Here is a 12194-nt window from a genome sequence, read left to right on the forward strand (position 1 = left end):
GAGTGACCTGTCATGCTGAATCGCCTGGTCGAACTCTCCCTGCGTTACAAGTTCCTGGTGCTGATCGTGTTCGCGGTGGTGGCCTTCCTCGGCATCAACGCGGTACGCAACGTACCGATCGACGCCTTCCCCGACGTCACGCCGGTGCAGGTCAATGTCTATACCGAATCGCCCGGACTGGCGGCGGAAGACGTCGAACAATTGCTGACCACTCCGGTGGAATCCGCGCTCGCCGGCCTGCCCAAGGTGCAGGAAATCCGCTCGGTCAGCCTGTTCGGCTTGTCCTACGTGTCCGTGTACTTCAAGGACGACATGGACATCTACTTCGCCCGCCAGTTGGTCAACGAGCGGTTGCAGGAGATCGGTGACCGCCTGCCCGAAGGCTATGGCAAGCCTAGCATGGGGCCGAACACCTCGGGACTCGGGCAGGTGTACTGGTACACCGTCGAGCGTGCGCCCGGTGTCGGCAAGGACCAGATCAGCGACATGGACCTGCGCACCTGGCAGGAGTGGACGGTGCGGCTGATCCTGCGCACGGCAGCCGGTGTAGACGACGTCAGTTCCTGGGGCGGCGGCGAGCGCCAGTACCAGGTGCAGATCGATCCACAGCGGCTGTATGCCCGGGGCCTGGGCTTCGCCGACGTGATTAACGCGCTACCGGCCAACAACGGCCAGGTCGGCGGCAACGTTGTAGACGTGGGGCGCGAGCAGTTCCTGGTACGCGGTCTGGGGCTGCTCAAATCGACGGCCGACATAGGCGCGATCGTGCTCAAGTCCGAGGACGGCGTGCCCGTGTACCTGCGTGACGTGGCGACCGTGCTGGAAGCGCCGGGGCCGCGCTTTGGCGCGGTCACCCGCGACGGCCAGGAAGTGGTGATGGGTCAGGCGTTGGCCCGCATCGGCGAGAACGCCAAGGACGTGGTCGAAGCGGTGAAAGCCAAGATCGACACCGCTCGCGCCGCGCTGCCCAAGGGCATGGTGCTCAAGCCGATCTACGAACGCACCGATCTGGTCAACAAGGCGGTTGAAACCGCGGTGCGGGCGTTGATCGAAGGCTCGCTGCTGGTGGCGGTGATCCTGTTCCTGTTCCTGGGCGAGGTCCGCTCGGCGTTGGTGGTGATCGTAACGCTGCCGCTGGCGATGCTAATCGCCTTCATCGGCATGGGTCAGGTGGGGCTGTCGGCCAACCTGATGTCGCTGGCCGGCCTGGCCATCGGCATCGGCATGATGGTCGACGGCGCGGTGGTGATGGTCGAGAACGCCTTCCGGATCATGGCCGAACGCCTGGAACACGGCGAGAAGGTCGACAGGACCTCGGCCGTGCTGGCGGCGGCCAAGGAAGTGGCCAACCCGATCACCTTCGCGATCATCATCATCATCGTCGTGTTCCTGCCGCTGTTCGCGCTGGAAGGTCTCGAAGGCAAGATGTTCAAGCCGATGGCCTTCAACATCGCCTTCGCGATGGCCGGTTCGCTGATCCTGAGCCTCACGCTGATTCCGGTGCTGGCTTCGCTGATCCTCAAGCCCAAGGAAGAACGCGATACCTGGCTGGTGGCACGGATCAAGCGTGTCTACCGGCCGCTGCTGGACAAGGCGCTGGCGAAGAAGAAGATGGTCGTGCTCAGTGCCGTCGTCGCGCTGGTCGCGAGCCTGGCGCTGTTCCCGTTCCTGGGCAAGGAATTCATGCCGCAGTTGCAGGAAGGCTCGATCATGTGGCGTGTGACCGGCATTCCGTCGACATCGCTCAACGAGTCGATCCGCACCAGCAACACCATCGCCGCGGCCTTCAAGAAGTTCCCCGAGGTCGAGACCACGCTGGCCATGATTGGCCGCGCCGAGAAGGGCGACACCGCCGACGTCAACTACATGGAGATCTATACCGCGCTCAAGCCACAGGACGAGTGGACCAGCGGCCGCGACATCAAGCAATTGGAAGTCGCCATGCAGGAGACATTGGAAAAGGTCGTTCCCAACGTCGTTCCCGGCTACACCCAGCCGATCCAGATGCGCGTGGAGGAACTGATTTCGGGCGTGCGCGCCACGCTGGCGCTGAAACTCTACGGCGAGGACTTGGCTCAACTCGACAAGCTCAGCGGACAGCTCAAACGCGTGCTGGACAAGGTGCCGGGGGTCGCGGACCTGTCACTGGAAGCCAACCTGGGCAAGCCGCAGGTACGCATCCAGATCAACCGCGACGAGCTGGCGCTGTACGGAATGAACGCCGAGGAGGTGTTGACCATCGTCCGCAACGGCCTGGGCGGCGAGCCGGTCAGCGTGCTGCTGGATGGCGTCAAGCGTTTCGACATCTCGGTGCGCCTGGACGATGCCGCGCGCACGTCCGTCGAAGCGATCCGGCAGATTCCGCTGCGCACTGCCTCGGGCGCAATCGTGCCGTTATCGCGTGTCGCGGAGGTCAGCGTGGCCGAGGGCTATTCCTTCGTCCGTCGTGAACAGCTGCAGCGCTATGCGGTGATCCAGATGGACGTACGCGGCCGCGATGTCGACGGCTTCGTTCGGGATGCGGAAGCCGCGATCAAACAGCAGGTCAAGCTTCCGGCCGGTTACTGGATCGAATGGGGTGGCGCATTCGAGAACCAGCAACGCGCCTTGGCGAAACTGGCGTTGATCGTGCCGATCACGATCTTCTTCATCTTCGTGCTGCTGTACACCGCGTTCAACTCGGTCAAGTACGCAACCTTGATCATCGCCAATGTGCCCTTCGCGACGATCGGCGGGCTGATTGCGCTGGCTGTGACCGGTCAGTACCTGTCGGTGCCTTCGGCCATCGGGTTCATCGCGGTATTCGGTGTGGCCATGCTCAACGGCATCGTGCTGGTTAGCTTTCTCAACGAACTGCGTGAGAAAGGTTTGTCTGTACGCGACGCTGTGGTGCAAGGCACTGCTCTGCGCTTGCGACCGGTGCTGATGACCGCAAGCGTCGCGATCCTTGGCCTAGTGCCCATGTTGCTGTCGCGTGGTGTCGGCGCCGAGACCCAACGACCACTGGCCACGGTGGTCGTCGGCGGCCTGATCAGTTCGACGCTGCTGACGCTGGTGCTGTTGCCCGTGTTGTACGAATGGCTCGAAAACCGCTCCGACCGCAAGGCGGCCGAGCGCAACTCCCAGGAGAACGCGTGATGAAACAGATCAAGGCTTTCGTACATCGCAACCGGGTCGCCGATCTGATCCATGAGTTGGAGGCCGCCGGGTTCCGGCGGCTTTCCCTGTTCGACGTCAAGGGCCTGCTGCGCGCACTCAGTGCGCGCGAGCAGCAGTATTCGGTCGAGTTTGGCGATCAGGTGATCAACGAAGTGCAGATGGAACTGTTCTGCGAGGACGGCGACGTGGAGCGCGCGGTCGAAATCTTTCGCCGCGTCGGACGCACCGGCCGCACAGACGCAGGTGCGGTTTACGTGAGTTCGGTCGAACAGGCGTTTGTGATTGATGGCGCCCCGTAACGGTACTCGCTTCAGGAGTATGTTATGAAGCTGATTGTTGCGTTCGTCCATCCTTCCCATGCCGACCGCGTTGTCGGGCCTTCAATCACCTAAGGGCGCGGCCACGCACACCTTCACTGCCTTCATCTATCAAGGAGCCGTCAGCGATGACCCGACAGCACAACGCCATTCGCGAACTTGTCATCCCCGTGGCTGTGGCGGTACTGGCAGTGCTGCCGGCCTTGGTCCTACGCCTGACCGATCGCAGCGCCGGAGTGCTGGCGGATGCAGCGCTGTTCGGCCTGGCAATCCTGGCGGCGGGTTTCCTGTTGTCGTGGGGCGCGGAGGCGGCGGAGAAGTACATCGCCACCGGCTTCGTGCTCGCTGTCGTCGCCTTGATCACCGTGCTGCCCGAGTACGCCGTGGATTTCTACTACGCCTACCGCGCTGGTCAGGATCCCGCGTCGGGCTACGTCGCCTATGCCGCGGCCAACATGACTGGCGCCAACCGCTTGTTGATCGGCTTGGCCTGGCCACTGCTGGTCGGGTTGCACTGGTGGCGTTCGCGCAAGCGCGGCATCGCGCTGCAGCCGGAGAACACGGTCGAGATCGCTTTCCTGGCGTTGGCAAGCGCGTATGCGTTCGTGATCGTGCTCAAGGACCGCATCAGCATCTTCGATTTCCTCGTGCTCGGCGCGTTGTTCGGTACCTATTTGTGGCGGGTGTCGCGGGCAGAGAACGAAGAGGAGGAAGAAGACGAGGAACCCGGCCCTGGAGCGGTGATCGCCACCTTCTCACCGGTGCGTCGCTGGACGGTGATGGGCGCCATGAGCGTGCTTGCCGCCACCGTGATCCTGCTATCCGCCGAGCCGTTCGCCGAGTCGCTGGTGGCCTCCGGTCGCCGCCTGGGCATTGACGAGTTCCTGCTGATCCAATGGCTGGCGCCGCTCGCCAGTGAAGCGCCGGCGGTGACGATCGCGGTCCTGTTCGTGCTCGACGGCCGCGCCCGCGCTGGGCTGACTACGATGATCAGCGACAAGATCAACCAATGGACCTTGCTGGTCGGCATGCTGCCCATTGCGATGAGCATCGGCGCTGGAGAACTGACGAGCTTGCCGCTAGATGCCCGCCAGCATGAGGAATTCTTCCTCACCGCGACCCAGTCGCTGTTCGCCCTTGCGCTGTTGCTGCAGCTGCGCCTGAGTGTGTGGGGCGCCATCGCGCTGGCGGTCCTGTTCCTGACCCAGCTGGGGCTTGCGTTCTTCTACCAGGCCACACCGGCACGAGAGATCGCCGTGCTGACCACAATGGCGTGGATCTACCTCGGGCTCGCGGTGCTTCTGCTGACGCGCAACTTCCGGCAGTTGCCGGCGCTGGTGGGCGCCGCATGGAACAAGCGTCCAGCCGTCGACGAGGGCCCCCATGAACACTAATCGCAAGAACGCGGCTCCAATCCCTAACGGTCTCATTTGGTTGACGGTCTCCTTGCTGGTGATTGCACTGGACCAGGCCAGCAAGCACTGGGTGGTCACCGCGCTGCCCGAGTACACCGCAGTTCCGGTGATCGAGGGCGTGTGGAACTGGTACCGCAGCTACAACACCGGCGCGGCTTTCAGCTTCCTCAGCGATGCCGGCGGCTGGCAGCAGGTTGTGTTTAGCATCCTGGCGTTGGGTATCAGCGGGCTCCTGGCCTACTGGCTATACCAGACGCCACGCTCCGCCTACAAGGTTGCGTTGCCCTACGCGTTGGTCATCGGCGGCGCGCTGAGCAATGTCATCGACCGATCGCTGCGCGGCCACGTGGTGGACTTCATCCAATGGCACTGGCGCGATTACTACTGGCCGGCGTTCAACCTCAGCGATTCGGCCATCATGGTCGGAGCCATCGCGATCGCGCTGCACGGCGTGTTGGGGTCGGGTCGTACTTCAGGCAACACCACTCGGAGCTGAACATGAGCGAGCACTACGATGTCGTCATTATCGGCGGCGGCCCGGGCGGCTATCCCGCCGCCATTCGTGCCGCCCAGCTGGGGCTGCGCGTCGCGTGCATCGAGAGCCGCCAACGGCTGGGCGGTACCTGCCTCAACGTCGGCTGCATTCCGTCGAAGGCGCTGCTCGAATCCTCCGAACGCTTCATCGCCGCCCGCACGGAGTTCGCCGAACACGGCGTCGAGTTCGAGGGCCTGCGGCTGAATCTGCTACAGCTGATGACGCATAAGGACAACGTCGTGTCGGGGCTGGGCAATGGCATCGACTTTCTCATGCGCAAGCACAAGATCGCGCGGCTGGTCGGCACCGGATCGATACCCGCGCCTGGACAGGTCACCCTGATCGACAGTAACGGCGCTACACAGACGCTGACTGCCACTTCCATCGTCATCGCCACCGGCTCCGACAGCGCGACCTTGTCCGGCGTACCGATCGACGAAGCACGCATCGTCTCTTCCACCGGCGCATTGGCCTTGCCGGAAGTGCCCAAGCATCTCGTGGTGATCGGCGCAGGTTATGTCGGCCTGGAGCTGGGATCGGTCTGGAGGCGCTTGGGGGCAAACGTCACCGTAATCGAGTATCTCGATCGCGTCACTTCGGGAATGGACATCGAGCTTTCTCAAGCCCTGCACAAGGTGCTGGAGGAACAGGGCTTCGTATTCCGGCTTTCGCAGAAGGTGACGGGCGCGCGAAGCGAGGACGATGAAATCGTATTAACGGTAGAACCGGCCCAGGGCGGCCCGAGCGAGGAGATTCGCGCCGACTATGTGCTGGTATCGATCGGACGCCGGCCCTTTACCGACGGGTTGGGACTGGACGCCATCGGTATCACACGGGATCGGAAGGGTTATATCCAAGTGGACGAGCACTGGCGCACGAATGTGGACGGCATTTACGCCATTGGCGATGTGATCGGCGGTCCCATGCTGGCGCACAAAGCCACCGAGGAAGGTGTCGCCTTGGCCGAGCAATTGGCCGGACTGCCGGGACACGTCAACTACGGCGCCATTCCGGCGGTCGTCTACACGGCGCCCGAAGTCGCCTCCGTGGGCCAGACCGAAGAAGCCCTGAAGGCTGCCGGGGTGAGCTACAAGGTTGGCCGTTTCCCATTCAGTGCCAACAGTCGTGCCCGCGCCAAAGCCCAGACTTATGGTTTCGTGAAGATCCTCGCCGATGCGACGACCGATCGCGTGTTGGGCGTGCACATCATCGGCCCGGAGGCCGGGTCGCTCATCCACGAAGCGGTGGTCGCCATGGAGTTCCACGGATCGGCAGAGGACATCGCCCGCAGCTGCCATGCCCATCCCACCTTGCCCGAGGCGCTCAAAGAGGCGGCCATGGCCGTGGACAACTGGGCGCTACACGTCTAACCACTGCAACGTGGTAACAGGCTCGGCGCGACTGCGAGCATAGAACTTAACGACTGGGAGGCATCCCATGCATGCAGGATCGAAACCCAACATACCCGATGCGGACCCACTCGTGGATCTGGCCCACCAGCGTCGAGGCTTATTCAAGGTTGCAGGGTTGGGCGTGGTTGCCTGTGTTGTCGGACTGTTTGCGGGCTATTTGCTGCTGCCGAGATACTTCGACTTTCCCGAAGCGCTGACCGATCGGTTCGTGTTCTGGGCTCGCCTGCAGGTGTTTCTACTGATCTGGGTGGCGATGGGCGTCGGGGCGGTCTCCCGCGGCCGGCGGCGGTCGGCTCAGGATATTCGGGGCTCGGCCTATGGCCCACCCAGTCCGCGCGTGGCGATTCGGATCGCGTTCCTTCAGAACAGCCTGGAACAGGCCGTGCTCGCCAGCGGCGCCTACCTGGCGCTGATCACGCTGCTCGCGGGGCCAGCGCTTTCGCTCCTCGTCAGTGCTGCGGTGCTTTTTGGCATAGGACGAGTGACGTTTTTCCTCGGATACCAAAGGGGCGCGCCGGGCCGAGGCTTCGGATTTGTGCTGACGGTGCTTCCGACTTTGTTGGGCTATGCATGGGCCCTCTTTTTGATCACTCGGCAGTTGTTCGCGTAGTTGCAGTGGGCGAGCGGAGAGCACGCCATTTCGCGCGAGCGATCTTGCACATTGTCTCCTTGTTGCCCGCCGCCCACCTTCAGCGTTCCACGACTGCCGCTCTTCATGCCAACTTCCGTTGCTTCCATCCGTAGACGCCGAGGATGACGGCAATTGCGCTGTTGAGGATCGTGCCCGCGGCATTCCAAGCTGGAGTGGTAGTGATCCCGAAAGCTGCGAATGTGGTGCCAGAGAGCCACAAATAGGCATGGAAGAGCGTATGAAAGGTCTCAAACCCACAGAAGAATTTGGCAATCTCTTTCTTGCGGTCGATCATGGTCAATCTCCAAGTCGATTTACTCGCAATCAGCGACTTTACAAGGCCCCCAGAGCGGAATGCGATCATTAGCAGAGTGGCCATACCGTCGATGTGACGATACCGCCGAGCGGCCTGCCGGGTATCGCCGACTTCAAGAAAGCGAACTCGAGGATTTTTTTATGGTCTTTGGCTCCGGCAGCCAATATCAGACAGATGGATGGATACGTACCGGTTCCGGCCTGGCGCTGCCCTCCCGATCACCTCGGGCCAGGATAGTTCAACATTATTCCGTATTAGATTTAAGCGTCACTGGGCACGACCCGCTTCAAGGCGTATGTCGTTTCGCTCTACACCACAAAACGGTCCCAGTTGCCGTAATGCTCTTTGCTGCGCGTACCCCGCGGCAGGCTCAATGCGATGATGGCGAGTCCCACCAGCACGCCGTTCCATGTGGCGGGCATCGACGCTCCGCCGAGCATCCATGGCGCTACGAGCAGCCATGCGCCAAACCCGATGTTCACGAAACGTACCGGGCGTGCCACTTCGGCCATCGCGATCACGGCGGTGGTCACGATCAGCGCGCCGACCAGGTGGTCGCTGTCGGCCATGGGCGGCTCTGCGTCGAATGTCAGCCGCGTGACCATCAGCCATGCCCCTAATGTTGTGCTCACGAGCAGCGTCCAAGGCAGCGTGATGCCGCGAATCGCGGAGCGCGCCGCTTGCACGAGAGGCGCATCGAAATCGGGGTGCGCATCGCGGCCGTCGTAAGGCTGGGCGCCGCCCTGGAAGAACGTGCGCCAGAACGGTTCGCCGCGGCGCACGCTCTGCGCCAGAAACTGGCCCATCGCGATGAGTTCGTCGAGGCTGTACGGGATCATGATCAGCATCGCGATGCCGGCAAGCAGGCACAGCGTGCACCATGTGCCGATGACGATCGGCTGGATGATGATGAAGTAGATGCTGACGATGCCCAGAGGCACCACGAGGATGCCGAACATGGTCACCATCCAGGGCATGGTGCGCCAGCGTTGCCGGCCACCCATGGCGCCCATCAGGATCTCGAACAGATACGCGACCGCGCCAAGGCCAGCGTCGGCGATCGGCCAGGCCTTGGATACGTCCGAGGTAATGATCGTCTCGGTACCGTTCAGGCCATGCATGCCGGCGAAGAACGGTTCCCAGGCGCCTTCGATATGACCGAGCTGGTAGGCCGCCAGATGTCGCGAAATCAGGAATCCCACTGCACCCAACGCGATGATCGGCAGGCGCTGCAGGTACGTGGACGGCGAATAGGTCCAGCCGGGGGGCATGTCGGAGGAATCCATCATTCCCGCCATGCTCATGCCCGGCATCATCGGCACCAGGATGGAGAATGTGATCACCAGCGCACCCACCATCGTGTCGTTGGCATAGACCGCTTCACTCGGCGCCCACATCACCAGCGGGGCGAACAGCAGCCACGCACCGACCGCAGCATTGGCCCACTGCGCCCAAGCCAGCCGCGGCGTGAGCGACATCATCGAGAACAACATGATCAGCGCGCCGCTGAACAGGTCGCTGCGGGCCAGCCACTGGCTGCGCAGTGCCGATCCGACAGGCCGCGTTCCTGCGTCACGCGCCATATGGCATCGCTGAAGACAGTGTCACCGCCGAGGATGACCGGGCTGGTCATCAGCCACGCACCCAGCAGCAGGTTGAGGTAATGGACCCAGAGCAGGTTGAAGTGCAGCTTGCGCATGCCGGCCATATGCCCGCTCATGCCTTCGTCGCCGGTCTTCGTCGACATCGCCTCTCCGCACCGGCCTTCGGCGACCTTGCCCGTCGCGGTCATCGCGTTTCCGCATTTGCCTTCGGCAGTTTTGCCTGCCATTTCCTGTCCACATCGGCCCTCCATGGGTTTATCGGAGACCGTATCGTGACCGTCGGCGTATTCGCCTGGCTCATGCGTGGATGCAGCGGCCTGCGCCTCCACACCACGTGCAGCTACTTTGGAGGAATTGAGCTTGTTGGCGCGGTACCAGCCGACCGGATCGCGCTTGAGTTCGGCCACGATGGTCGGTAACGCCTCGAGCAAGCGGTGCCGCGGCGCCCATTCGAGCAGATCCAATGCGCGCGAAGTGTCGACTTCGTAGTGGTCATCGGAAATCTCGACCATCCAGGGCCGGATGAACGGCTCTTCGCGCAGCACCTGCGTTTCGATCCAGACCCCGGTCTGCGCCAGCGTCCTGGGTACCTCATGCGTCGTCCACGCTTCACCGTGGATCAGGCATCCGAGTTCGTGCTGCAGTCGATCGAAGCTCGGAGCATCCTGCTCGGCAAGCAGCAGTGGCAGCTCCGGCGGCAACTGCGCGCGCCGCTCGACGATGCGCACGAGCGCGTCGACCAGGTCGTCCAGATGCAGAAACGGCTGGCCGGTAGCAACGTCGCCGGGGTAGAAATGGCTCGACAGCTGGCGCTCGTAGATCCGGGCAATCTGCTGAGCGAGAAATGCCGAATGGCCGTGATCGTCGTATGCACCGGCTGGCCGAACGAGCACGATCGGAATATCGCCGTGCTGCTCCCGCAACAGCTGTTCGGTGCGGATCTTCGACGCCCGGTACGGGAACCTGGGATCCAACGGTGCATCTTCATTGATCGGCGCGCCCGGCGTGGTAGGCGTATGCACCAGCATCGTGCTGACGAATACGAACTGCTCCAGTTCGAAGTCCCCAAATGCGCGCAGCAGTCGCTCAGTGCCCCGGACGGTCACCGCCTCGTACAGCGGACTGGGTTCGCCGGAGAGATCGAAATAAGCGGCAAGGTGGATCACCGAGGCAATGCGGTCACCGTACGCCGTTCGCAGGCGTTCCATGCCGGCGGCCACGCTGGAATCGGAAGTCACGTCGACGCAGATGCATTCGGCGGCCGCCGGAGGATGTGTGGAAACACCGCGGTCGAAGCCCACGACCCGATACCGCTGCGCGAGCTTCTTGACCACCGCCGTACCGATGAAGCCACTGCTGCCAGTGACAACCACGACCTCTCGCTGCTCGTTGCTCATAATCGGTGCTCCATATCCTGGCAGCCAATGTGGTTGCCATTACGGACCCATGCCGTACGAGGCTGCGTGAAGCCCTCCCGTACGGCCGCGGCTAGCCAACACATCGGGCAACGTGTCGTCGCCTTTCGGGACGCGGGAAAACCACTCGACCGGCTTGTCCGCCACGATGCCCGCACCCGGCAGGTCGGAGCGCGCGACTTCCATGATGGTCCGAATCAGCGCGTCCGCCTTCGGCACCTCCACGTAGAACTCCATCTTGAGGTAATCGGACAGATGATCGCGCGATAGAAAATCGACGCCGTCGTGCTCGCCCATGCCGCGGACCTTGATCACGGTCATCCCGCGTATTCCCAGATCCCGGAGCGCACCTTCCGGCGCAGTCAGTACATCGGGCCTGACGATGGCAACCACATGTTTGAAGTTCATGCGAGTCTCCTCCGAAGCGAGGACCGAGAGGCAGCCACGCGCCGCCTCTCGGAATGATGCAATGGCCTATTTCATCGGCGTGATGCGGGTGATGGTGTTATCCGCGCCTTTGGACTCGAATTCGAATTCCACTTTCTGACCGGGCTTCGCCGACGCCAGTTGCTCCGGCGATGCCTTGAACGCCATGGTCATCGCCGGCCACGTCAATGCCTCGACCGGACCGTGGGCGATGGTGATCTTGCCGGCGGCGGCATCCACTGACTCGACGGTCCCCATCGCCAGGGCCATGGTCGCCGCCTGGGCATCACCGGCCATTTGCTTGTGCTCGGCTTCGGTCATCTGCATGTCGGCGGCGCTTGTGGTTGCGGTGGCCGATGTGTCGGCGGATGACGGCGCTTCATTCGGCATCGGCTGCTGCGTTGCCTCGGGCATGGGTTGATCTTCCGCGTTGCCGGGCTGTTGCGAACAGGCGGCCAGCAGGACGGTGAAAAACAGAACGGCTTGAAGTTTCATGTGGATCTCCTTTGGTTGGTTGAGCGGGATTTGAACAACACGCAGTGGCGGCACATTCGGCTGCCACGAAACGAAGAAGCGATTTCACTTGGGCGTGGCATCTCCCAGCGCAGGGAATACCTGGTCGTATCGGCGTGCCTTGCCTTGCACCAAACGAGCCTCGACGCAGCGTCCGGAGACCGACGTACCGATTTCCGCCTTACCGACACGGCGCTCGCGGAAGGTGGGCGCAAACTTCGGATTACCGAACTGCTCGCGCCGCACCAGTTGCACGGCCTGTCCGGCGCTGGGCGGGGTGTCTTTCGGGCCGGAGCACACCTGAAGATCACTGCCCGACACGGTCGAGACCGTGCCGAGCCGGTACGCCGGATTCAATGAGGTGCAGGCGCTCAGCAACCCGCCGACGATGGTGAGAAGAGCGATGACTAGAGAACGGTTCATGACGAATCTCCAACGCAAGGAGTGAGTG

At 62.7% G+C, this 12194-nt stretch carries 12 protein-coding genes; 6 read left to right on the forward strand and 6 right to left on the reverse strand.

What is annotated here, in order from left to right:
- The first annotated feature begins 12 nt into the window (after nt 1-12).
- From V3B30_RS01855 to V3B30_RS01880, 6 genes are all read left to right on the forward strand, one after another.
- Complete coding sequence (locus V3B30_RS01855) at nt 13-3138, forward strand: CusA/CzcA family heavy metal efflux RND transporter (RefSeq protein ID WP_046430581.1); 3126 nt, start codon at nt 13-15, stop codon at nt 3136-3138.
- Nucleotides 3138-3458 carry a P-II family nitrogen regulator gene (locus tag V3B30_RS01860; protein ID WP_046430579.1) on the forward strand — a complete coding sequence of 107 codons (321 nt, stop codon included), beginning with the start codon at nt 3138-3140 and terminating at the stop codon, nt 3456-3458. The genes V3B30_RS01855 and V3B30_RS01860 overlap by 1 nt, the downstream gene beginning before the upstream one ends.
- A gap of 146 nt (nt 3459-3604) precedes the next feature.
- Entirely contained in the window at nt 3605-4870 is a 1266-nt protein-coding gene (locus V3B30_RS01865) for a sodium:proton exchanger (RefSeq protein ID WP_046430578.1), read from the forward strand.
- Nucleotides 4860-5387, forward strand: a complete 528-nt coding sequence (gene lspA / locus V3B30_RS01870) for a signal peptidase II (RefSeq protein ID WP_046430576.1) — start codon at nt 4860-4862, stop codon at nt 5385-5387. The genes V3B30_RS01865 and lspA overlap by 11 nt, the downstream gene beginning before the upstream one ends.
- A 2-nt stretch (nt 5388-5389) precedes the next feature.
- Nucleotides 5390-6796, forward strand: coding sequence for a dihydrolipoyl dehydrogenase (gene lpdA, locus V3B30_RS01875; protein ID WP_107379588.1), 1407 nt, complete (start codon nt 5390-5392; stop codon nt 6794-6796).
- A gap of 112 nt (nt 6797-6908) precedes the next feature.
- Nucleotides 6909-7448 (forward strand): MAPEG family protein, encoded by a 540-nt coding sequence (locus tag V3B30_RS01880; protein ID WP_197596970.1) that lies wholly within the window; start codon nt 6909-6911, stop codon nt 7446-7448.
- Between the two features lie 103 nt (nt 7449-7551).
- On the opposite strand, the gene V3B30_RS01885 is transcribed toward V3B30_RS01880, so the two are convergent.
- The 6 genes from V3B30_RS01885 to V3B30_RS01910 all read right to left on the reverse strand — a co-directional run bounded on the left by V3B30_RS01885 (nt 7552) and on the right by V3B30_RS01910 (nt 12166).
- On the reverse strand, nt 7552-7764 hold the full coding sequence (locus tag V3B30_RS01885; protein WP_049420837.1) for a hypothetical protein: 213 nt from the start codon (nt 7762-7764) through the stop codon (nt 7552-7554).
- 329 nt (nt 7765-8093) lie between these two features.
- Nucleotides 8094-9368, reverse strand: a complete 1275-nt coding sequence (locus V3B30_RS01890; RefSeq protein ID WP_197596969.1) for a vitamin K epoxide reductase family protein — start codon at nt 9366-9368, stop codon at nt 8094-8096.
- Nucleotides 9281-10786 carry an NAD-dependent epimerase/dehydratase family protein gene (locus V3B30_RS01895; protein WP_230548501.1) on the reverse strand — a complete coding sequence of 502 codons (1506 nt, stop codon included), beginning with the start codon at nt 10784-10786 and terminating at the stop codon, nt 9281-9283. The genes V3B30_RS01890 and V3B30_RS01895 overlap by 88 nt, the downstream gene beginning before the upstream one ends.
- Before the next feature lie 39 nt (nt 10787-10825).
- Entirely contained in the window at nt 10826-11212 is a 387-nt protein-coding gene (locus tag V3B30_RS01900) for a P-II family nitrogen regulator (protein ID WP_049420838.1), read from the reverse strand.
- Between the two features lie 66 nt (nt 11213-11278).
- Nucleotides 11279-11725: a copper-binding protein gene (locus V3B30_RS01905; RefSeq protein ID WP_234368019.1), complete on the reverse strand. Its 447-nt coding sequence runs from the start codon at nt 11723-11725 to the stop codon at nt 11279-11281.
- 84 nt (nt 11726-11809) lie between these two features.
- Nucleotides 11810-12166 carry a hypothetical protein gene (locus tag V3B30_RS01910; RefSeq protein WP_046430565.1) on the reverse strand — a complete coding sequence of 119 codons (357 nt, stop codon included), beginning with the start codon at nt 12164-12166 and terminating at the stop codon, nt 11810-11812.
- Nucleotides 12167-12194 lie beyond the last annotated feature (28 nt).

Source organism: Stenotrophomonas sp. SMYL41 (assembly GCF_036319965.1).
In the GTDB taxonomy this organism is placed as follows: Bacteria; Pseudomonadota; Gammaproteobacteria; order Xanthomonadales; family Xanthomonadaceae; genus Stenotrophomonas; species Stenotrophomonas maltophilia_R.